Here is a 20092-nt window from a genome sequence, read left to right on the forward strand (position 1 = left end):
GCCTGTTGGATTGCTTACGAGTCGGACAAGCGAGGGTTTAATTAATGGGAGGCAAAAATGGCAACGGATACACAAACACTGGTTCTGGGCTCCGACAAGCTCAGGCTGGGCGCCCTGACAGCGCTGGTGGTGGGCTCCATGATAGGTGGAGGGATCTTCTCGCTGCCGCAGAACATGGCGGCCGGCGCCGGTGCCGGGGCCATTGTCCTTGGCTGGATCATCACCTTTTTCGGCATGTTGACACTGGCCTTTGTTTTTCAGATGCTGGCCAGTCGCAAACCCGAAGTCGATGGCGGCGTATATGGCTATGCCAGAACCGGTTTCGGAAGTTACATGGGTTTTAATTCTGCATGGGGTTATTGGATTTCTGCATGGATAGGCAATGTTTCCTATTACGTTGTTATTTTTTCGGCCCTGAGCGCATTCGCGCCCATGTTCGGAGAAGGCAATACCCTGTCAGCCATTCTCTGTGCTTCGTTATTATTATGGTGCCTGCATTTTCTGGTGTTGCGCGGCGTCCATAGCGCAGCCTTTATTAATACCGTTACCACCGTTGCAAAGCTGGTGCCTCTGGCCTTGTTTATCGTGTTGGTCGTGCTCGCATTTCGCGTGCACACCTTCAGCCTCGACTTCTGGGGCAATCCCAAGCTGGGCTCGGTCGTCGACCAGATAAAGAGCACCATGCTGGTCACGGTATGGGTGTTCATCGGTATCGAGGGAGCCTCGGTCTTTTCTGGACGGGCGGAAAGAATGAGCGATGTCGGTCATGCCACCATCATCGGCTTTCTGCTGACAGTCTCGCTGCTGGTTGCGATTTCGCTGCTGTCCCTGGGGGTGATGACACAACCCGAGCTGGCCGCGCTGAAAAATCCGTCGACTGCCTTCGTGCTGGAACGTGCGGTGGGGAAATGGGGGGCGGTGCTGATGAATCTGGGCCTGGTGATCTCGGTCGGCGGCGCCTTGCTGGCGTGGACCCTGCTCGCCGCGGAAGTGCCCTACCTTGCCGGCAAGGACGGCACCATGCCCAAGGTGTTTGCCAGGACCAATGAAAATGGCGCCCCGATGGTCTCCTTGTGGGTGACCAATGGCTTGGTTCAGCTCTTTCTGATTCTCACCCTGTTCAGCTCTGCCGGCTATCTGGCCCTGCTGTCGCTGGCGACGTCGATGATTCTGATCCCCTACCTGCTTTGCGCGGGCTATGCCTGGCTGGTCGCTCGCCGCCGCGAGGGCTATGCGGCCGAGGAGAGCAGTGCGCGCGATCTGGGCATCGCCGGGATCGCCACCCTGTACGGCTTGTGGCTGATCTACGCTGCCGGACTGAAGTATCTGCTGTTGTCGATGATTCTCTATGCTCCTGGAATTTTGTTCTACCTGTGGGCACGGCGCGAGCAAGGACAGCGGCCTTTCACCAAAGTCGAATGCGGGGTGTGCGCTCTGGTCATCATCTCCGGCATCGTTGCCGCGCGGCAGTTGCTCAGCGGTGCCTTGACTCTGTAATCCGGTGTGCCGGCCTGCCCGGGGGGACGGGCCGGCATGCCTGAACACAACACTATCTGGAGACTGTGTCATGGAAACATTAGGTGTTCATTCCGAATGCGGCAGGCTGCGCTGCGTCATCGTCTGCCGTCCGGGGCTGGCCCACAAACGCCTGACGCCGGATAACTGCGATACCTTGTTGTTCGACGATGTGATCTGGGTGGAGCGGGCGCAGCGCGACCACGCCTATATGGTCGAACAGATGGAAGCGCGCGGGATCGATGTCATCGAACTGCACGAAGCACTGGCCACCGTTCTGGACGACAAGGCCGCGCGGGACTGGATTCTGGATCGCAAGGTGACCGCCGACAATGTCGGCATCGGCATGCTTGCCGGCATGCGCGAATGGCTCGACAACCTGTCGTCGACACGGCTGGCCGAATACCTGATCGGCGGCATCGCCAAGTATGAACTGCCGTTCGAGCATAAGGGCTTGTTCGGCGGTTATCTGGAAAACTCGGACTTTGTCCTGCCGCCTATTCCCAATAGTCTGTTTCAGCGTGATCCGAGCTGCTGGATCTATGGCGGCGTCACACTCAATCCGATGTACTGGCCGGCGCGACGGCAGGAGACCCTGATCTTGCAAGCGGTCTATCAGTTCCATCCCTTCTTTGCCGGCCGGGTCCGCGTCTGGTGGGGAGACTGCGATATCGACCACGGTCCGGCGACGCTGGAAGGCGGCGATGTGATGCCCATCGGCAATGGCGTCGTCCTGATCGGCATGGGGGAACGTACGTCGCCGCAGGCCGTGGTGCAGGTTGCACGTCGCGTGCTAAGCGAAGAGGGGGGGGCGAGGAGGGTCATTGCCTGCCAAATGCCGCGCTCGCGAGCGGCGATGCACCTGGATACCGTGTTCAGTTTCCTGGATATCGACCTGATCTCGATGTTCCCGGAAGTCGTGGACAAGATCGTCTGCACGACGATAGACCCCACCGGTCGCGGCGACGAGATCCATTCCGGGCGGCAGGAAGGCCGCCACCTGCTCGACCTGATCAAGGACGAGCTCAAGCTGAAAGACATTCGCATCATCCAGACCGGCGGCGATGTGTATCAGCGCGAACGCGAACAATGGGACGACGGCAACAATGTGGTGGCGCTTGATCGGCGCACGGTGCTGGCTTACGACCGCAACACCTATACCAACCGCTTGATGCGCCAGCATGGTGTCGACGTGATCGAGATCCCGGGGGCCGAGCTTGGCCGCGGTCGGGGCGGGGGCCACTGCATGACCTGCCCGGTCATCCGCGACCCGATCAATCTATGACGGGCGGCCTAGCCCCCTGCCTGATCCGCAACGGACCCGGTGTCCGTCCACCTTATCGATTTAAGGAGTTTTGACATGGCTTTCAATCTGCGCAATCGCAATTTTCTGGAGATTCTCGATTTCACCCCGCGCGAGATCCGTTACTTGCTCGACCTGGCGCGCGACCTCAAGCGCGCCAAGTATGCGGGCACCGAGCAGCAGCACCTGAAGGGCAAGAACGTCGCGTTGATCTTCGAGAAGACCTCGACCCGTACCCGCTGCGCCTTCGAGGTCGCATGCTTCGATCAGGGCGCCAATGTGTCCTACATCGGGCCGTCGGGCTCGCAAATCGGTCACAAGGAGTCGATGAAGGATACGGCGCGTGTTCTCGGCCGTATGTACGACGCGATCGAATACCGTGGCTTTAGCCAGGCCATGGTCGAAAACGAGCTGGCCGCCTACGCCGGCGTGCCGGTATATAACGGACTGACCAATGAGGCACATCCGACGCAAATGCTGGCCGACGTCCTGACCATGTGGGAGAACAGCGACAAGCCTATCTCATCCATCAGCTACACCTATCTTGGCGATGCACGCAACAATATGGGCAATTCGCTGCTGGTCATCGGCTCCAAACTCGGAATGGACGTGAGAATCGGCGCGCCGCGCCATCTGTGGCCGAGTGAAGATCTGGTGGCAAAGTGCATGGCGATCGCAGAGCAAACCGGAGCGCGGCTGACCCTGACCGAAGACGCGGGTGAAGCCGTGCTCAATACCGATTTCATCCATACCGATATCTGGGTCTCGATGGGCGAGCCGGCCGAAGTCTGGGATGAACGCATCCGTCTGCTCAAACCCTATCAGGTCAACGCCGGGTTGATGCGCGCGGCGGCGAACCCCAAGGTCCGCTTCATGCATTGCCTGCCGTCCTATCACAACAGCGAAACGGCGGTCGGACGCCAGATTGCCGAACGCTATCCGGAGCTGTCCGGCGGCATTGAAGTGACCGAGGAGGTGTTCGAATCAGATGCCTGCCTGGCCTTCGAGCAAGCGGAAAACCGCCTGCACACGATCAAGGCGGTACTGGTCTCCACCCTGGCCGGCTGATTCCCGCGCGGTCGCCCGCCCTTGCCGGCGGCCGCCATTTACGACATGCATCGAGGAGAGAGAAATGAGAATCGTCGTCGCTCTGGGCGGGAACGCTCTACAACGCCGCGGGGAAGCCATGACCGCCGAAAACCAGCGCAGCAATGTGCGGGTGGCGGCCGAGCAACTGGCCGCTGTCACCAGCATGGGGCACAGTCTGGTCATGTGCCACGGCAACGGGCCGCAGGTCGGCCTGCTCGGTCTGCAGAACGAGGCGTACAGCCGCCATGTCGACAGCAAGGTGACGCCTTACCCGCTGGATGTCCTGGGGGCGCAGACCGAGGGCATGATCGGCTATATGATCGAACAGGAACTGGGCAATGTCCTGCCCTTCGACGTGCCGATGGCAACCATTCTGACCCAGGTCGAAGTCGACGCCGCCGACCCGGCTTTCGGCAACCCGAGTAAATTCGTGGGGCCGGTCTACTCGAAGGATGAAGCCGAAAAGCTGGCTCTGGTCAACGGCTGGACCGTCAAGCCCGACGGCAAATATTACCGGCGCGTGGTGGCGAGCCCCATCCCGCGCCGCATCTTCGAGCTGCGTCCGATCAAATGGCTGATCGAGAAGGGGGTGGTGGTCATCGCCGCCGGCGGCGGCGGGATTCCGACGATGTACGATAGCACCGGCCGGCTCTTGTCCGGCGTCGAGGCCGTGATCGACAAGGATCTCGCGTCCGGCTTGCTGGCGCGCGAGGTCGAGGCCGATATGTTTGTGATCGCGACTGACGTGACGGCGGTGTATTCCGGTTGGGGGACGCCCGAAGCGTGCGCCGTGCAGCGTGCACATCCGGACGAGCTCGACAAACAGGGCTTCGCCGCGGGCTCGATGGGGCCGAAAGTGCTGGCGGCTTGCGAGTTCGCGCGCAAGACCGGCAAGCCGGCTGTGATCGGCGCCTTGGCCGACATCGAGAAAATCGTCAGGGGCGAGGCCGGCACCACGGTCAGTACCGCCAAGCCCGGCATCGACTGGTACTGAGCCGCGCCTGCATGCGAAAAACCCCCGGCGCCATCAGGCGCCGGGGGTTTTTTGCGGACGAGCGGATCAGCCGCCGATTCTGTCGCGACCGCCCATATAGGGACGCAGCACGGTAGGGATGGTGATCGAGCCATCGGCGTTCTGGTAGTTTTCCAGCACGGCCACCAAGGTGCGGCCGACGGCCAGGCCGGAACCGTTCAGGGTGTGCACGAGCTGGTTCTTGCCGCTTTCATCCTTGTAGCGCGCCATCATGCGACGAGCCTGGAAGTCGCCGCAATTGGAGCAGCTCGATATCTCGCGGTAGGTATTCTGCGCCGGCAGCCAGACTTCCAGATCGTAGGTCTTGGTGGCGGAAAAGCCCATGTCGCCCGTGCACAGGGTGATTACGCGGTAGGGCAGTTCCAGCTTCTTGAGGATGGTTTCTGCGTGGCCGACCATTTCTTCCAGTGCATCGAACGAGGTATCCGGGTGGGAGATCTGCACCATTTCGACTTTGTCGAACTGGTGCTGGCGGATCATGCCGCGCGTGTCGCGGCCGTAGGAGCCGGCTTCGGAGCGGAAACAAGGCGAGTGTGCGGTCATTTTCAGCGGCAGCTCGTCGGTCTTGATGATGCTGTCGCGGACAGTGTTGGTCAGCGAGATTTCGGAGGTGGAAATCAGATACTGGTCGGGGCCGGCTTCATCGCCGCCTTTTTGGACCTTGAACATGTCTTCGGCGAACTTCGGCAACTGGCCGGTACCGTAGAGGATGTTGTCGTTGACGATGTACGGCGTGTACATCTCGGTGTAGCCGTGCTCTTCGGTGTGCGTGTTCAGCATGAACTGCGCGAGCGAGCGGTGCAGACGGGCGATGTCGCCGCGCAGCACGGTGAAGCGGGCGCCCGAGAGCTTGGCGCCGGTTTCGAAATCGAGGCCATAGGGTGCACCGACGTCGACATGGTCCTTGACCGGAAAGTCGAAGCTTCGCGGCACGCCGACACGGCGGACTTCGACGTTGTCGGTTTCGTCGCGTCCCACCGGCACCGACTCGTGCGGCAGGTTGGGGATGCTCAGCAGCCACAAGTCGATCTGCTTCTGCACCTCTTCATACGCTTGCTCAGCCGCCTTCAACTCGTCGCCGAGCGTGGCGATGCGCGCCATGATGGGGGACGCGTCCTCGCCCTTGCGCTTGGCTTCGCCGATTTGCTTGGAGGCGGCATTGCGCGTGGCCTGCAGCTCTTGCATCCGGACTTGAGCCTGTTTGCGTTCGGCCTCGAGGCGGGTAAAAGCCGCACCGTCGAGGGTGTAACCACGGCCGGCCAAACGGGCGGCCACCGCATCCACATCGTTGCGGAGAAGTTGAATGTCGAGCATGTATCGTCCTGTTTTTCTTGGCGTCCCGGTCCTGCGGACCGCAAAACGTCTGTTTATCTGTATCCGGGGTGCCGGCCAGCGCGGTGGCCGGAGGTCCGCCGGGCAGACCGGTGACGCCGTACGTGCGCCTGTCGGAATCGAAGTCGGTCGGCGGCAACAGGCGGTCGGCGCGTGCACCATTATACGCCTTGTTGACGCCCGCGCCTTATGCGGCTTGCGCCGCAGGGGCGGCTTTTAATGCGCGGGGCAGCAAAACAGGGGGAGGGGTAGCGGCACATGGGCGCGCACAAGACGAAAAAACCCGCGGTGCGGGCCACAGGATATGCCCGCACCGAGAGATAAAGGACGCGTAACGCATCCCGTGCAGGCATCAGCAAAACCTGGCGGGGCGCATTGAGAAACGCGGCGGCAACACGAAAGGCGGGTGCTTCGTAACCGTTGCCGTCTGAGCTCTTGCGTTAGCCGCAGTATCATGGGGCCGGGTGCGGCACTCAATTCAAACCCGGAGACAACGGGGCCGGTGTGTCAAAATGGGACAGTGTCGGCGCTGCCGTGCGATCAGGACGTGCCGGCGTCGCGGTCGAGTTCGCGCAGAAAGGCCAGCTTTTCGGCGATCTTGCTTTCCAGTCCGCGCGGGACGGGGCGGTACCATTGCGGTTCGGCCATCCCTTCCGGCAAGTAGGTTTCGCCGGCGGCATAGGCATGCGGCTCATCGTGGGCATAGCGGTAGTCGTGCCCGTAGCCCAGCTCCTTCATCAGCTTGGTGGGGGCGTTGCGCAAATGGACCGGCACCTCGCGCGAACCGTCCTGCTTGACGAAGGCGCGCGCCTGATTGTAGGCCATATAACCGGCATTGCTCTTGGCGGCAACCGCCAGATAGACGACGGCCTGCCCGAGCGCGAGCTCGCCTTCGGGCGAACCCAGTCGCTCGAAGGTGGCGGCGGCATCGTTGGCAATCTGCATGGCGCGGGGATCGGCCAGCCCGATGTCTTCCCAGGCCATGCGTATGATGCGCCGCGACAGATAGCGCGGATCGGCGCCCCCGTCCAGCATCCGGCACAGCCAGTACAGCGCCGCGTCGGGGTTGGAACCGCGCACCGACTTGTGCAGTGCGGAAATCTGGTCGTAGAAATTGTCGCCGCCCTTGTCGAAACGGCGGGCATTGAGCGTCAGCGCGTTTTCGATGAACGCCGGCGTGATGCGGGCCTGGCCGGCCGCGCCGGCGGCTGTCTGAGTTTGTTCCAGCAAGTTGAGCAGGCGGCGCGCATCGCCATCGGCATAACCGACCAGCGTGTCGATGGCGGCGGCGTCGAATTCGAGATGCGATAGCGCCTTTGCCCGCGCGCGTTCGACCAGCCGCTTGAGTTCGCTCTCGGTCAGCGATTGCAGCACGTAGACCTGTGCCCGCGACAGCAGGGCCGAATTGACTTCGAACGACGGATTCTCCGTGGTGGCGCCGATGAAGGTGACCAGCCCCGACTCGACATAGGGTAGCAGCGCATCCTGCTGCGATTTGTTGAAACGGTGGATCTCATCGACAAACAGGATGGTCTTGCGGTTGTGGGCGAGATTCTGCTCGGCGCGTTCCATGGCCGCGCGGATGTCCTTGACCCCGGCGAACACGGCCGACAAGGCGATGAACTCGCAGCCGAAGGCATGCGCCGTCAGCCGGGCCAGCGTGGTCTTGCCGACGCCGGGTGGGCCCCACAAAATCATCGAATGCGCCTTGCCGGACTCGAAGGCGAGCCGCAGGGGCTTGCCGGCGCCCAGCAGGTGACTCTGACCGATGACCTCGTCCAGCGTCTGCGGCCGCAGCGATTCGGCCAGCGGCGGGGTCGGTTCGACCCGGAACAGGTCAGACATGGAACACTCCGGCAAAGAAGGACGGCGAGGAGAAAGAGTCGAATGCGGGCACGGTCGTGCGCCTCAGTTGCTGATCACATCCACCCCTTTGGGCGGGGTGAAGCGGAACAGGGCGCCGTCCAGCGCGGGATTCTTGCGCAGGGCGGTAAATGTGATGTGGGTCGAATTGCCGAAATTGTCGGTCAGCTGCATCTCGATCAGGCTATTGTCGCGAAACCCCATGCGGATTCCGCTGAAGGTGTTCTCCGCTTTTCTGGGCGAGGCCGACAGCCACTCGATCGCTCCTTGCTTGCCGGCTTCCTTGAGCACGTAGTCGCGCTCGATGGCATTGCTGCCGGCAAGCAGGGCCGCCGGGCTGGAACCCAGGGCCGCGTCCAGCGGGTGGGTGGTGACCTGGGCGAGTTCCAGATCGTAGATCCACAAGCGCTTGCCATCGCCGACAATCAGTTGCCGGTACGGCTTGTCGTAGGACCAGCGGAAGCGGCCGGGACGCGAGATGCTCAGCGTGCCGCTGGCTTCGTCATGTTTGTTCTTGGAGGTGACCACTTGCGTGAAATTCGCAGCCAGCGTGCTGCTGCCGGCGATGAACGCCTTCAGCTGCGGAATGGCCGCCGCGTATAGCGGCAGCGGCAGGCTTGCGCATAGCGCGGCTGCCAGTATCAGTTTTTTCATTCATTCGCGCGTGTATCCCCGTCGGGGCAGGGAGGGGAGGCAGCCGGCCGCGATGCGGTCGGCTGTCCCGGCGTCACCCATTCACGCTTCCTCGATTTGGTTGTACGACGCCAACTGGTGTTGCGGTGCCGATGCGAACGCGCGTCAGCTGAAACGATTGGTGATCGGGTAGCGCCAGTCCTTGCCGAATCCGCGCGGCGTGACCCGCGGCCCGACCGGGGCCTGGCGGCGCTTGTATTCGTTGATCTTCAACAGGCGTACCACGCGGCCGACATCGGCGTCGGCGAAACCACGGCCGACGATCTCGTCCGCCGACAGATTCTCTTCGACGTACAGGGTCATGATCGCATCGAGCACGTCATACGGCGGCAGGCTGTCCTGATCTGTCTGGTCGGGACGCAACTCGGCGGATGGAGGCCGGGTGATGATGCGCTCAGGAATGACCTCGCCAAGCGTGTTGCGCCAGTTTGCCAACTGGTAGACCAGCGTCTTGGAGACGTCCTTCAGTACCGCGAAACCGCCGGCCATGTCGCCGTACAGGGTGCAGTAACCGGTCGTCATCTCGGACTTGTTGCCGGTCGTCAGTACCAGCTTGCCGCTCTTGTTGGACAGGGCCATCAGCAGCATGCCGCGGATGCGGGCCTGCAGGTTTTCTTCGGTGGTGTCCTCGGCCAACCCGGCGAAGGAAGGCGCCAGTGCCGCGACAAAACTCTGATACATAGGCCAGATGGCGATTTCATCGTACTTGACGCCGAGACGGGCGACCATGTCGCGCGAATCGTCCACGCTGATGTCGGCGGTATAGCGCGATGGCATCATCACGGCCTTGACCCGTTCGGCTCCGAGAGCATCGCAGGCGATCGCCAGCGTCAGGGCCGAGTCGATGCCGCCGGACAGACCGAGCAGCACGCCGGGGAAACCGTTCTTGTCGATATAGTCGCGCACGCCGACCACCAGCGCGCGATAGATGCTTTCGAGCGTATCGGGCAACACCGCCCGCGACGACGGCTGCAGGTCGCCGTCGACCATATCCACCAGCAGCAGCGATTCGTCGTAGGCGGGCGCCTGGGCGACCACCTGCCCGGCGCGGTTCAAGGCGAAAGACGCGCCGTCGAAAATCAGCTCGTCCTGGCCGCCGCAGAGATTGACGTAGACAAATGGCAGGCCGGTTTCCTCGCAGCGGTAGCGGACGACTTCATGTCGCGTCCCGACCTTGTTGCGATGGAAGGGCGAGGCGTTGAGAACGACCACGACTTCGGCGCCGGCATCCAGGGCTTCCGCCGCCGGGTCGAGCGCCCAGACATCCTCGCAGATCAGAACCCCGACCTTGACGCCATTCTGTTCGAATACCAGCGGGGCCGCGCCTGGCGTAAAGTAACGGCATTCGTCAAAGACTTCGTCGTTGGGCAGCAGCATCTTGTGATACTGGCCGAGACGATTGCCGTCGCGCAGCACGGTGGCGGCGTTGAAGCGTTCCTGCCCGAGACGGACCGGGTGGCCGATGACCAGCGTGATGCCGTCGAGTTCGAGCAGTTCGTCGAGCGCGTCATTGCAGGCGCGGTAGAAATGTTCGCGCAGCAGCAGGTCTTCCGGGCTATAACCGGTCAAGGCGAGTTCGGGCGTAACCAGCACGTCGGCGCCGTCGGCCATGGCCTGACGGGCGAGTTGCAGGATTTTCTGGGTGTTGCCGGCGATGTCGCCGACTACCGGATTGAATTGAGCGAGTGCAATACGCATGTTGATAGGACATGAGCGAAAAACAATGGTTCAGATTCTACCTGAAGAATGACAGCCCTGTACTGGACTGATGCGCTGGCCGCGGAGGCCGCGTCGGGCTGGGATGCGCTGCTGGACGACGATCAGCCGTTCCTGCGACTCGGCTGGCTGGCGGCGCTGGAACGCTCGGGGGCGCTGGGTGCCGACAGCGGCTGGCAACCCTCGCCATTGCTCGACCGTCGCGACGGCGTGCTGGATGCGGCCGTGCCCGCCTATCTGAAAGCGAACTCCTACGGCGAGTACGTGTTCGACTGGTCATGGGCCGATGCCTACGAGCGCGCGGGCTTCGACTACTACCCCAAGCTGGTCGTGGCGGTGCCGTTCACTCCGGTCGGCGGGCGCCGTTTTCCCGGCGTGCCCGGGCGGGTGCCGGTGTTGATCGACGCACTGGAAACGCGCGTCAGGCATCTCGGCCTGTCGTCCGCGCATGTGCTGTTTCCCCGCGGCGACGAGATGGATGCCTTGCGCGACGCCGGTTGGCTGGAACGCCATGGCGTGCAGTTTCACTGGCGCAACCGCGGCTACCGCGATATGGGCGACTTTCTCGATGCTCTCGCGCGCGACAAGCGCAAGAAAATACGGCAGGAGCGGCGGCGCATAGCGGAACAGGGCATCGAGGTGGAGACCGTCTGCGGCGGCGCCATCGACGAGGCGCGCTGGCAGCTGTTCTATCGGTGTTACTGCCGCACCTATGCCGAACACGGCGCGAACCCCTATTTGCCTTTGTCCTTCTTTCGCGACATCGGTGCCGGTCTCGGCGAACAGGTGGTGCTGTTCATCGCGCGCCGCGGCGAAGAGGCGCTGGCCGCCAGCTTGTGCCTGCGCGACCGCGATACGCTGTACGGACGCTATTGGGGTGCGCTGGTCGACATTCCCTGCCTGCATTTCGAACTCTGCTATTACCAGGGTATCGACTATGCCATTACCCAGGGACTCGCGTGTTTCGAAGGCGGAGCCCAGGGAGAGCACAAACTCGCGCGCGGTTTCGAGCCAGTGCTAACGCACTCCGCGCATTTCATCTCCGACCCGCGTTTCCGTTCGGCCATCGGCGCCTGGCTGCAGCGCGAGCGCGGCGCCGTCGCCAGCTACCTTGCCGACCTGGACGAACACGGCATCTATAAAATAACTTGCCAAGGCAGTTAGCCCCGGCTATACTGCGCAGCCTCTGACGACGAAAAGCAAGTCGCCGGGATGCGGGAGAGATGGATGAGTGGTTTAAGTCGCACGCCTGGAAAGCGTGTTTAGGATAATATCCTAACGGGGGTTCGAATCCCCCTCTCTCCGCCAGAATTAGCCAATAACGGCGCGGTCTTCGGACTGCGCCGTTTTGCGTTGGCACACAGTTGGCACAGAAAGCAGGGTTTCGAGCTTGTTTTTCTCCCTTGATCGGTCCGCCATATCGATCCAGCGGCTGTAGACTTCCAGCAACATCTTCATCGACGTGTGCCCCATTTGCCGGCTGACCCACATCGGGTTTGCCCCGGCCATCAGGTTCAGCGTGGCGAATGTGTGGCGCGCCTGGTAGGGGTTGCGGTAGCGTATCCCGCATGCCTTGATCGTGCGCCGCCACGGCGGATGGACAATGTTCAGGGTGTGAATGCTCTTGCCCGTATTCGGGTTGATGAATACCTCCTTGCCTGCCAGCAGGGACAGCGGCTTTTGCCGGGCGAGCGCCTCCAGTGCCCGGCTGTTCAGTTCGACGTCGCGCACCCGCGATGTCTTCGTTCCTTTCTCTATGGTGTCGACCTTGGCGCGGCTCACGCGAACAAGGCCCATGTTCCAGTCGATGTCCTCCCAGCGCAGCGCCAGCAGCTCAGACGTCCGCAATCCCGTGAAGAATGCGAACTCGAAGTAGTTGGCGTAGGCCGGATCAAGCTTCTTCATCGTGTCGACGATGGCGTTGATCTCTTCCAGGCTGAACGGGTCGGGCGGCTCCTTCTGCGATTTCATGTTGCGGATGCGTGCGGCCGGGTTCGTCTCGATCAGGCCGTCGAGAAAGGCCAGGTCGAACGGCTGACGGATCACCGTCGCCGTGTTGTTCCGGCTCTTCATGCTGCCCCACTCGATGTTCCCGAGCAGGGCAGCCAAGTCACCGTAGACGATGTGCCGCACGCGCTTGTCGCCGATCACCGGGTAGATGTGCCGCTCGAGCCGGCGCCGGTAGTCGTTCCGCGTTGAATCAGCCAGGTGAGAAATGGTTGCGAGCCACTTCTGCGCCTGCTCCCTGAACGTTGGCCCGGCATCGGCGTCCGCCGCGGCGCGCGCTTCGTCGCTGTCGGGGAAGAACTTCCCGTAGTCGAAAGCCCCGATGGCGATGTGCGCGCAAATGTCCTCGCGCAGCCGGCTGGCATGCTTCAGATTGGGCGGCGTAGGCTGCATTTTCAGCGTTTCCCAATGCCGCTTCCCCTTCCACATGAACCATATCCTCACGCTGCTTTCGCGGGCGACGACGCCTGTGTACTGTATTTTTGTCCCTCTACCCACTTTTCGTATTCCTCCAGGTTGATTTGAATGTGACGGTCGACAGATCGGCGGTAGTGGACACCTTCGACCCAGACCCCCTCGTGGATCTTGCTGCGAACAGCCCTGTCAGTGTAGCCCGTCAGTTCGCAGAACCGCTGGATCAGGACGTATTTCAACGGCCACATATCACTTCCTCCTCTTCCGGCGTTTCCGCCACTCTTTGAACTCGAACCACGCCATGATCGGGCCGGCCAGTTTCTGTGTATTGTCCCGGCATGTATTGATGTGCCACCGAGATGATGGGGGTCATCGTGTTCCTCTCCGGTCTGCGGTACGGCCGCCTTCGCCGCTTGCCGCTCTGCGCCGTTGCCGGCGGCGGCGATCAGAACTATCACCTGCTCCCGGCAGCTCCGGCGCGCGGCTGGAGGCTGGCGGAGCCTTGGCGCTTGACTTGCTCTTGAATGCCGCGGTTCGAGATGCCGGCGCGGTTGCGGTCGGTTCTTGATATTCGCCCTGTGGGGTAACGTCGTGTTCGGCTGGACGCTCTGCCAGCTTTTCGAGGGGAGTAGACGCCGAGCAGGGAGCCAGGGCAGTACAGGCGAGCCCCGTTCTTCACCTGCTGATAGCCGAGCTGCTGCTTGGGGTTCGTTTTCCAGAGCGACGAGTTCTTGGTGGTGACCGAGTTCGCGCTCAACCACACATCCCACATGATTTCCTTCTCGCCACGTAGCACGGCAGCAACGCGGCATTGCATTGCCGCGCCTTTGCCTTGGCACTCGTAGTGAAATCTTCCCTTGATCGACCCCGATGACTGGATTGCCGCATCGATCAGCTGTGCTTCGTCGCCGAGGGTCTCTTTAACCAGGTGAGTCTTCCTGGCACGGCAGACGGGTTCGTCTTCCATCGTCACCTCGAAACCTTCCAGGCTGCCGGGCTTGAACCCGCCCGTCTGGTCGTCGATGATTGCGTGCTCGCGCGGCTGGTAGTCGCCATCGAACGCCAACCGCAGCTCAGTTTCGGTTTTACTGCGCGTCGGCCGCTGCTCTGCGGCGAGTGCGATGTGTGAGTGGTGGGGCATGTCAGTACACCCCGAACAGATCGGCGATCACCCACACCGATATGATGAAGAACATGCCGCCGCAAGCAGCTGCGGCGCTGTACAGAACAGCCTTAAGCAACTTGAACATCGTGCCTCCCGACCGGTGCGGCGCCGATGCCGACGCGCGGGTTATTGAGGCCGTCCAGCACGTTGATGCACGCGCCGGCGGAACTGTCTGCGAGCGCGGCGATGCGCACGCGCCGACCGTCCGGATAGGCGACGGTCACCAGATAGGGTTTCAACATGCTGGACTCCAGAAGAAAGAAGCCCCGCACAGGGCGGGGCAAGCGGATTGCTGCGAAGCCGTCGGTTAAACGACGCCTTGGCCGGGCGTCTGGTCGTGGAATGCCCCCGGAAGCGCAGTCGCTGGAATGTGCTTCCGGATGGATGGGGCACCCGTCCGGCATCAGACTGCCCGAGGGCTGCCGACTGCTGCTGCGCTCTTCGAACCAGCGGGAGCGAACGCAGCCCCCGGAAGTCTCCGTAGGAGGCGGCCCGGGCTTCGTACCGGGCATGGTGCTGGTTGATCACATGGATGGCTGCTGACAGGGTATTCCGAGGTGCAGCCTTGCCTTGCCCCGCTGACCGCCACTTTCGCTGCCGTTACGTCAGCCGGTACCAGCTGATGCCGCTTAGTCGGACCAGTCGCCATCCATGTGCCCCCTGTTCCCAAGGGGCGTTTTTTGCGTCCGGTGCTTCCGTGACGCCACCAGCGAGGCTAGTTGTCTTTGCCGCCTGGTGTCCTGCTGTCGGTTGTCGGAGATCGCTGCCCGGTGTGCTGGGCTGATGGAACTATTATTACTAAACAGTATTTTTTAATCAATACTATATGGTGAATTATTTTTCGATTTGTTTACTGAATGGAAATGAAAACCGCGTTGTGAAAGGGATGCTAGCTGTTGCGTGGACGCAAAAATGCCCGCGAATGCGGGCTGGGAGGTGGGGGGCGTCCGCTACTTGCAGCGGAACTGCAATGAGGCGCTGGCTGGTTTGCCGAATCCAGAGTCTTCCGTTTGCAGGGTGATGGTCTCGACGGACTTGCCTTGCTTTGCGCAGAACTCGTCCGCTTCTTTGTAGATGTCCGCCTTGGGACCGTCTGCGGGTCCAAAGCCGATCTGGGTATTCATCGCCGTACCTTTGATTTCCTCGGCAATCTGCTGATATTTGGCAAGTTGTTGGAACTTCATCGCCTGCACTGTCTGGGCCTTTTGCAGCCGCCTGAACGCCTCGTGTGTTGTCATAAGGCCGCCAATGTGCTTCATATCCTCGGATAGCCCCTTGCCGGTCTCCCTGCCTTTGATCACGGGGTATCTGCCTTGTCTGAAGACGATAGTTGGCTGGCGTCGGCTACTGGTGACGATGTTTCTTTCGCCTCAGGCGCGGCCCATCGCTGCCTCATGAAATTCCATTTGTCATTCCATGTGTCGCAAAAAAGCCTGCGTCGTGCGGGCCCTGTTCTTACAAATTAGCACTCATCGACACAACCAGCCCCACTACGTGCAACACATCCGGGTCGCCTGGCCGTGCCTCCATGTCCTTGTACAGCTTCTCGTTGTCCGAGTGGATCAGAACCGATCCATCCAGCTGCTTGTACAGGCGTTTCACGAAGCACTCATTGCCACGGCAGATGATGTGGATCTTGCCGTTTACGATCTCTTCCTGACGGTGGACGATCAGGCTCGCTCCCTCGGGGATCGTTGGCTCCATGCTGTCGCCGATCGTGACGATGCTGAACAGCTGCCCAGGCTTGTATCCGTTGCGCTGCGCCCAGGCGGCTCTGCAGAAATTCGGCGTCCCTTTGACGTCCACATCGAGCACCGGAGCACCGTAGCCCGCTGATGCCCTTACCGTGTAGCGGGGAATAGCGATCACATCGTCCGGGACTTCATCCTCTTCACCGAGCACCACCACCGGGCGCAATGGGGTTTGAATGGCAGGGCCGAGGTCAGCGGCACTCCGTGGTGTCTCAAGCTGGTCAAGGAACATGCGGGGCATTCCTGCCTGCGCCTCGAGCGCGCGCGCCTTCTTCTCCCCAAAGGACTTCGACTTCAGCAAGCCAGATAGCTCGCCCTGGTTGATCCCTGTGAGGGAGACAAATCTTGCCTGGCTGCCGTCGCACTTGAGGTCAATCCACTCTCTCAGGCGCGCTCTTCGGTTCTGAACTGTATCCATTTTGGAAGGATCTCAAAAAGTTACCAAAAGGTAAAACACCAAACAGTGTTGCTTTTTGCATTACCGTTTAGTAAAGTCGTGGCGTACATAACCAGGAAGCTAGCTATGAACCTCCGACAATACCTGAATGGGATGGTGCCTGACGACCAAGTTGCCTTTGCCCAGCGCTGCGGAACCACGGTCGGTTACATGCGCAAGGCTCTCAGTACCGGACAACGCTTCGGTGGAACGTTGTGCGTTGCCATCGAGCGCGAGTCCCACCAAACCGTGACCCGTAAAGATCTTCGCGACGACTGGCAAAAGCTGTGGCCGGAGTTGGGCCGGGAGGCGGCGTGATGAAGCCTATTCGCTGGAGCGTGCAAGCGCACTCGACGTTTTTTGATAGGAGATGAACATGGACACGCGAATTTCGCCGTCCGTAGCGCATGCGCTGCAATCGGCATCGACTGATCCGCGGGACAAGCATCGGATCATGGCCGCGCTCGGCTGGGACAACAGCCTGGTCAGCCGCTATCTGTCCGGCCGAGTGGGCCTTGTCGCCGACAAGCTGGATGCGGCCATCGCTGCGCTTAGGTTCGTCTTCGTCAGCCCGAAGTGCCTGAATGCTATGGCGACCCTGTGCAAGGCTGAAGCGAATTGCGAGTGCACGCGATCCGGGACGGGGGAGTGTGGAGGAGGGGGTAGAGCAGATGCGAAACGAGCCGCATAAGGTGCTGACACACCAAGCGGCTCTACCTTCAGAAGGTAGTTCGAGTATGACCATGCCACCCAGCAAAATCAATGGGTGCGGGAGGTTTTTGCATGAATTTCTACAAGCGATTTATGGGTGACTACGCGCGCGGTACCGCGCACCTGTCGCTTGCTGAACACGGCGCCTACTCGCTGCTGCTGGACTACTACTACGCGACCGAAAAGGGGCTGCCCAGCGACGTCGTTGCCCTGTACCGGATTTGCCGTGCGTTCTCCCCGGAGGAACAGCAAGCCGTGGTTTCGGTCGCCGAGCAGTATTTCCTCATCGGCGAGGATGGGCTGCGCCATAACACGCGAGCCGACGAGCAGATACGTGACGACCTGTCCCGAATCGATATCGCCAGAGAGAACGGCAAGCGCGGCGGGCGTCCTAAAAAAACCAAACAGGAACCCAAGCAGGAACCGGATGAAAACCCACCGGGTTTTGAAAACGGAACCAAACAGGAACCCGGAGAAAACCCAGCAGAAACCCAGGACGAAAGCTCGCCACAGCCAGAGCCAGATACTCATAAACCTTACGGTTTATTCGTGAGTGGTGCGCGTGGTGCGCAAGTCGGCACACCCATTCCACCCGACTTCGAACCTGATCGCATTGCGGTGCTCAAGGCCGGGGAGCTGAACCTCGCTGTTGACCTCGAAGCGCAGCGCTTCACTGCCCACTACCAGGCCCGATCCGAGACTCGTGCCGATGCCTCTGCTTGGCAGGCCCAGTTCCGCAAGTGGCTGCTCGACCAGCACCAGTACAACTCGGACCGCAACCGCGTGACCGATGCGAAGGTCAAGGCGGCTACCGTCTACGGAAACCGTCGCGAAGATCAGCGGCAGTCCGCAGCAAGAACGCTCGGGGTCGGGGCGCAATATCTCACAGCAGGCGAAGGAGAGCAGCATGCCATCCGTTGATCGCAAGGTAGTCGGTGAAATCTTCCGTATCATGCGCGGCCGCTTTGGCTCCCCGTTCATTGCCAAGTTCCAGACCGGTGAATTTGTCCCTAAAGGCCTTCCGTTCGAGGGCTACGACGTTGGGCTGTTGGAAGCCATGGACGTGTGGGTCGAGACCCTCAAGGACCTGACCCCGACCGACATCAAGCACGGTATCGCCGCGCGCTACAAGCATCCGCCGTCCTGCGACGAGTTCATCGCCGCGTGCTGCGGCCCTGATCGCGAGTATGCCTCCCAAGCCATCCCGGGGCTGAAGGCGATCCCAGCGCCGATTTTGAGTCGCGCCGAAGCATCCAGGCGTCTGGCCGAACTGACTGACAGGCGCTTGTGCAATGGTGGATCGATCTCGCACCGCGAACGCGAACTGCTCATCGCCGAGCAGATCGCACAAGGAACGTATCCCGGTGGGCTGTGGCCACGTCAGATGACGGCGCGCTACCTGCACAGCATTGGCGAGTTGCCGAAGCACATGACGAAGTACCTGACGGTAGAACAACGAGGGGATGCCGCATGAGCACGACTCGAGCAGGCCGAGCAGTGAAGCGGGCGGCGTTGGTGATCATCGCCTTGTTGGTATTCGGCATGCCGCTGGCGATTTCGATCTGGGGGGGCTGAAATGAAGCAGCCTGTGACCATCATGCTGCCGTACCCGATCAGCGCAAACCGCTGCGACTGGCGAAGCTTCGGTCCCCGCGGACATAAGCGCGCCATCGTCACTGTCGACGATGAAGCCGAGGATTACAAAAAGCAGGTGGTAAAACCCGGTCAGCAGCGCGGGGTTCGTAGCCTCGTCCCCGGGCGCGTTCGGGGTGGCATCCCGCTATTTGCGCAGCGAAGGCCCCGGACGGGGGCTGGGATTCGGTGCCGTGCATCGCCCCGGACAATGCCAGGACGGTGTTGAACGACGCGCTGAGGGGCTGGCCTTCGGCGAGGACAAGATGATCAAACAAAATGGCGGCGAGGTCATGGAGCCGGACGGTGAGGCGAGGGGGGCATCCCCCCTCTGGACTCGGATAAACGGCAACAGGTGCTCTTCGCGGCGCAATGGCAAGGCAGAAAAGGGGGTAGGGCATGCATTTTTCGACAGTACGGTCGTTGGTTGGGTGGTGTTTTCAGATGAGCGAAGCGATACCGGTGAAGGTACAGCGGTTCGCCGAGCAGATCCCGGGTGGCGTCAGCGAGCTAAGCCCGGCCGAGCAGAAGGACATGGCCGTCGATATTCTGGCGAAGATCGGCCGGCTCCCTGAACTCGAGTATTCCGCCATTGCCGCGATCATGACCAGAGATCCGCGCGCCATCAATGCCGCGGCGAAGGCGCTCCCTCATACCTGGCCGACCGGCCTGCGCCGAGAGATGGCGCGAGGGTGGGCGACCGAGAAGGGGCTCGTGCGCAGCCAGAAAGATATCGGGGAGACCTACATGCGGTCGCAGCAGTCGGTGTCGAATTATTGGCAAGAGACGATCAGGACGCTCGATCGGCACTACTGGAACGGGCTGTCGGTGGTCGAAGTTCAGGTTTTGGATTTGTTGGATTTTCACAGCCGTCGAAACGCCCATCGAGCAAAGGTTTCAGCGTAGTGCTTGCAATTTTGGATTAGTGAAAGTATTATGTTCTGCAGAAGCCCGATTCTCGTCCAGAGTTCGGGCTTTTGCGCTTTTTACAGTTGGTGCTTCGATGTTTCTTAGGCTACCCCCTGTTTCGGATGGCTAAATTTTAGCATCTCAATGCATTTTTGCTCGGCCCGGTTGGGCGCGAGTGTTCACCTTCCTAGCCTCGGCACATGCCGGGGCTTTTGCGTTTCTGGAGCCTGCCATGCACATGGAGCACTGCAAACCCGTCGAGGACGCTGTGTGGCTACGTGAGGGCCAGCACGTTCTGATGGCATCTGGCCGAGCGGCCGAGGTCGGCAAGATCGGCGACCGCACCATCCGCTTCGACTATCTTGGCCGGGGCATGAAACCCGACGATTGCGTCGTGTTGCCGCGCCACCGTATTCCCGAGTTCGTCAGAGTGTAGCCACACTGGGCGTCAATATTTCGTGCCTGAGAGTATTTCCTCCGGTGCCATCCGGTCGCTTGTGCGGCCTTTTTTCATGAAAGAACA

Annotated in this window: 21 protein-coding genes and 1 tRNA gene; 12 read left to right on the forward strand and 10 right to left on the reverse strand. The window is 61.2% G+C overall.

Annotated features, from left to right (window positions below; genetic code table 11):
* Positions 1–57: 57 nt before the first annotated feature.
* The 4 genes from arcD (at position 58) to arcC (ending at position 4901) form a co-directional block, all read left to right on the forward strand.
* Positions 58–1497 (forward strand): arginine-ornithine antiporter, encoded by a 1440-nt coding sequence (arcD, locus tag G520_RS0101925; protein ID WP_028534197.1) that lies wholly within the window; start codon positions 58–60, stop codon positions 1495–1497.
* A gap of 70 nt (positions 1498–1567) precedes the next feature.
* Complete coding sequence (locus tag G520_RS0101930; protein WP_028534198.1) at positions 1568–2800, forward strand: arginine deiminase; 1233 nt, start codon at positions 1568–1570, stop codon at positions 2798–2800.
* Between the two features lie 75 nt (positions 2801–2875).
* Positions 2876–3886: an ornithine carbamoyltransferase gene (locus G520_RS0101935; protein ID WP_028534199.1), complete on the forward strand. Its 1011-nt coding sequence runs from the start codon at positions 2876–2878 to the stop codon at positions 3884–3886.
* 64 nt (positions 3887–3950) lie between these two features.
* Positions 3951–4901 (forward strand): carbamate kinase, encoded by a 951-nt coding sequence (gene arcC / locus G520_RS0101940; protein WP_028534200.1) that lies wholly within the window; start codon positions 3951–3953, stop codon positions 4899–4901.
* Between the two features lie 66 nt (positions 4902–4967).
* On the opposite strand, the gene serS is transcribed toward arcC, so the two are convergent.
* The 4 genes from serS to G520_RS0101960 all read right to left on the reverse strand — a co-directional run bounded on the left by serS (position 4968) and on the right by G520_RS0101960 (position 10526).
* A complete protein-coding gene (gene serS, locus G520_RS0101945) occupies positions 4968–6254 on the reverse strand; it encodes a serine--tRNA ligase (protein ID WP_028534201.1) in 1287 nt (428 codons plus the stop codon).
* 558 nt (positions 6255–6812) lie between these two features.
* A complete protein-coding gene (locus G520_RS0101950; protein WP_028534202.1) occupies positions 6813–8117 on the reverse strand; it encodes a replication-associated recombination protein A in 1305 nt (434 codons plus the stop codon).
* 63 nt (positions 8118–8180) lie between these two features.
* Entirely contained in the window at positions 8181–8789 is a 609-nt protein-coding gene (gene lolA / locus G520_RS0101955; protein WP_028534203.1) for an outer membrane lipoprotein periplasmic chaperone LolA, read from the reverse strand.
* Positions 8790–8933: 144 nt separating this feature from the next.
* Positions 8934–10526 carry an NAD+ synthase gene (locus G520_RS0101960; protein ID WP_028534204.1) on the reverse strand — a complete coding sequence of 531 codons (1593 nt, stop codon included), beginning with the start codon at positions 10524–10526 and terminating at the stop codon, positions 8934–8936.
* A 48-nt stretch (positions 10527–10574) separates the two neighbouring features.
* Between G520_RS0101960 and G520_RS0101965 the strand changes: the two genes are divergently transcribed.
* Both G520_RS0101965 and G520_RS0101970 read left to right on the forward strand, forming a co-directional pair.
* Positions 10575–11708 (forward strand): GNAT family N-acetyltransferase, encoded by a 1134-nt coding sequence (locus G520_RS0101965; protein ID WP_028534205.1) that lies wholly within the window; start codon positions 10575–10577, stop codon positions 11706–11708.
* Between the two features lie 53 nt (positions 11709–11761).
* Positions 11762–11852, forward strand: a tRNA-Ser gene (locus G520_RS0101970).
* Positions 11853–11855: 3 nt separating this feature from the next.
* On the opposite strand, the gene G520_RS21140 is transcribed toward G520_RS0101970, so the two are convergent.
* From G520_RS21140 to G520_RS0102005, 6 genes are all read right to left on the reverse strand, one after another.
* Complete coding sequence (locus G520_RS21140) at positions 11856–12980, reverse strand: tyrosine-type recombinase/integrase (RefSeq protein WP_051228831.1); 1125 nt, start codon at positions 12978–12980, stop codon at positions 11856–11858.
* An 11-nt stretch (positions 12981–12991) separates the two neighbouring features.
* Positions 12992–13213, reverse strand: a complete 222-nt coding sequence (locus G520_RS21145; RefSeq protein WP_036665002.1) for a hypothetical protein — start codon at positions 13211–13213, stop codon at positions 12992–12994.
* Between the two features lie 206 nt (positions 13214–13419).
* On the reverse strand, positions 13420–14106 hold the full coding sequence (locus tag G520_RS23795; RefSeq protein WP_028534206.1) for a recombinase RecT: 687 nt from the start codon (positions 14104–14106) through the stop codon (positions 13420–13422).
* A gap of 92 nt (positions 14107–14198) precedes the next feature.
* The gene (locus tag G520_RS24735) at positions 14199–14372 is read right to left on the reverse strand and encodes a hypothetical protein (protein ID WP_156876830.1); all 174 of its coding nucleotides are present in this window, start codon (positions 14370–14372) and stop codon (positions 14199–14201) included.
* A 708-nt stretch (positions 14373–15080) separates the two neighbouring features.
* Positions 15081–15431, reverse strand: coding sequence for a hypothetical protein (locus G520_RS21155; RefSeq protein ID WP_036665004.1), 351 nt, complete (start codon positions 15429–15431; stop codon positions 15081–15083).
* A 154-nt stretch (positions 15432–15585) separates the two neighbouring features.
* A complete protein-coding gene (locus tag G520_RS0102005) occupies positions 15586–16299 on the reverse strand; it encodes a S24 family peptidase (protein ID WP_028534208.1) in 714 nt (237 codons plus the stop codon).
* Between the two features lie 105 nt (positions 16300–16404).
* Between G520_RS0102005 and G520_RS0102010 the strand changes: the two genes are divergently transcribed.
* The 6 genes from G520_RS0102010 to G520_RS0102040 all read left to right on the forward strand — a co-directional run bounded on the left by G520_RS0102010 (position 16405) and on the right by G520_RS0102040 (position 20005).
* Positions 16405–16635, forward strand: coding sequence for a transcriptional regulator (locus G520_RS0102010; RefSeq protein WP_036665005.1), 231 nt, complete (start codon positions 16405–16407; stop codon positions 16633–16635).
* Positions 16636–16693: 58 nt separating this feature from the next.
* Positions 16694–17008 (forward strand): hypothetical protein, encoded by a 315-nt coding sequence (locus G520_RS0102015; protein WP_051228862.1) that lies wholly within the window; start codon positions 16694–16696, stop codon positions 17006–17008.
* A gap of 92 nt (positions 17009–17100) precedes the next feature.
* Positions 17101–17949, forward strand: a complete 849-nt coding sequence (locus G520_RS23800) for a YdaU family protein (RefSeq protein WP_051228832.1) — start codon at positions 17101–17103, stop codon at positions 17947–17949.
* Positions 17936–18502, forward strand: coding sequence for a hypothetical protein (locus tag G520_RS0102025; protein ID WP_028534211.1), 567 nt, complete (start codon positions 17936–17938; stop codon positions 18500–18502). Before G520_RS23800 ends, G520_RS0102025 begins: the two co-directional genes overlap by 14 nt.
* Positions 18503–19104: 602 nt before the next feature.
* Positions 19105–19566 (forward strand): hypothetical protein, encoded by a 462-nt coding sequence (locus tag G520_RS0102035; RefSeq protein ID WP_156876831.1) that lies wholly within the window; start codon positions 19105–19107, stop codon positions 19564–19566.
* Between the two features lie 301 nt (positions 19567–19867).
* Entirely contained in the window at positions 19868–20005 is a 138-nt protein-coding gene (locus G520_RS0102040; protein WP_156876832.1) for a hypothetical protein, read from the forward strand.
* Positions 20006–20092 lie beyond the last annotated feature (87 nt).

Source organism: Paludibacterium yongneupense DSM 18731, assembly GCF_000422925.1.
Classification (GTDB): domain Bacteria; phylum Pseudomonadota; class Gammaproteobacteria; order Burkholderiales; family Chromobacteriaceae; genus Paludibacterium; species Paludibacterium yongneupense.

Coding starts and splice junctions, on each gene's coding strand:
- lolA (WP_028534203.1), bottom strand. CDS start 8,789: ATGAAAAAACTGATACTGGCAGCCGCGCTATGCGCAAGCCTGCCGCTG.
- G520_RS0101965 (WP_028534205.1), top strand. CDS start 10,575: ATGACAGCCCTGTACTGGACTGATGCGCTGGCCGCGGAGGCCGCGTCG.
- G520_RS0101935 (WP_028534199.1), top strand. CDS start 2,876: ATGGCTTTCAATCTGCGCAATCGCAATTTTCTGGAGATTCTCGATTTC.
- G520_RS23795 (WP_028534206.1), bottom strand. CDS start 14,106: ATGCCCCACCACTCACACATCGCACTCGCCGCAGAGCAGCGGCCGACG.
- G520_RS23800 (WP_051228832.1), top strand. CDS start 17,101: ATGAATTTCTACAAGCGATTTATGGGTGACTACGCGCGCGGTACCGCG.
- G520_RS24735 (WP_156876830.1), bottom strand. CDS start 14,372: ATGTTGAAACCCTATCTGGTGACCGTCGCCTATCCGGACGGTCGGCGC.
- G520_RS0102035 (WP_156876831.1), top strand. CDS start 19,105: ATGAGCGAAGCGATACCGGTGAAGGTACAGCGGTTCGCCGAGCAGATC.
- G520_RS21145 (WP_036665002.1), bottom strand. CDS start 13,213: ATGTGGCCGTTGAAATACGTCCTGATCCAGCGGTTCTGCGAACTGACG.
- G520_RS0101950 (WP_028534202.1), bottom strand. CDS start 8,117: ATGTCTGACCTGTTCCGGGTCGAACCGACCCCGCCGCTGGCCGAATCG.
- G520_RS0102040 (WP_156876832.1), top strand. CDS start 19,868: ATGGCATCTGGCCGAGCGGCCGAGGTCGGCAAGATCGGCGACCGCACC.
- G520_RS21140 (WP_051228831.1), bottom strand. CDS start 12,980: ATGTGGAAGGGGAAGCGGCATTGGGAAACGCTGAAAATGCAGCCTACG.
- arcC (WP_028534200.1), top strand. CDS start 3,951: ATGAGAATCGTCGTCGCTCTGGGCGGGAACGCTCTACAACGCCGCGGG.
- G520_RS0102010 (WP_036665005.1), top strand. CDS start 16,405: ATGAACCTCCGACAATACCTGAATGGGATGGTGCCTGACGACCAAGTT.
- serS (WP_028534201.1), bottom strand. CDS start 6,254: ATGCTCGACATTCAACTTCTCCGCAACGATGTGGATGCGGTGGCCGCC.
- G520_RS0102005 (WP_028534208.1), bottom strand. CDS start 16,299: ATGGATACAGTTCAGAACCGAAGAGCGCGCCTGAGAGAGTGGATTGAC.
- G520_RS0102025 (WP_028534211.1), top strand. CDS start 17,936: ATGCCATCCGTTGATCGCAAGGTAGTCGGTGAAATCTTCCGTATCATG.
- G520_RS0101930 (WP_028534198.1), top strand. CDS start 1,568: ATGGAAACATTAGGTGTTCATTCCGAATGCGGCAGGCTGCGCTGCGTC.
- arcD (WP_028534197.1), top strand. CDS start 58: ATGGCAACGGATACACAAACACTGGTTCTGGGCTCCGACAAGCTCAGG.
- G520_RS0102015 (WP_051228862.1), top strand. CDS start 16,694: ATGGACACGCGAATTTCGCCGTCCGTAGCGCATGCGCTGCAATCGGCA.
- G520_RS0101960 (WP_028534204.1), bottom strand. CDS start 10,526: ATGCGTATTGCACTCGCTCAATTCAATCCGGTAGTCGGCGACATCGCC.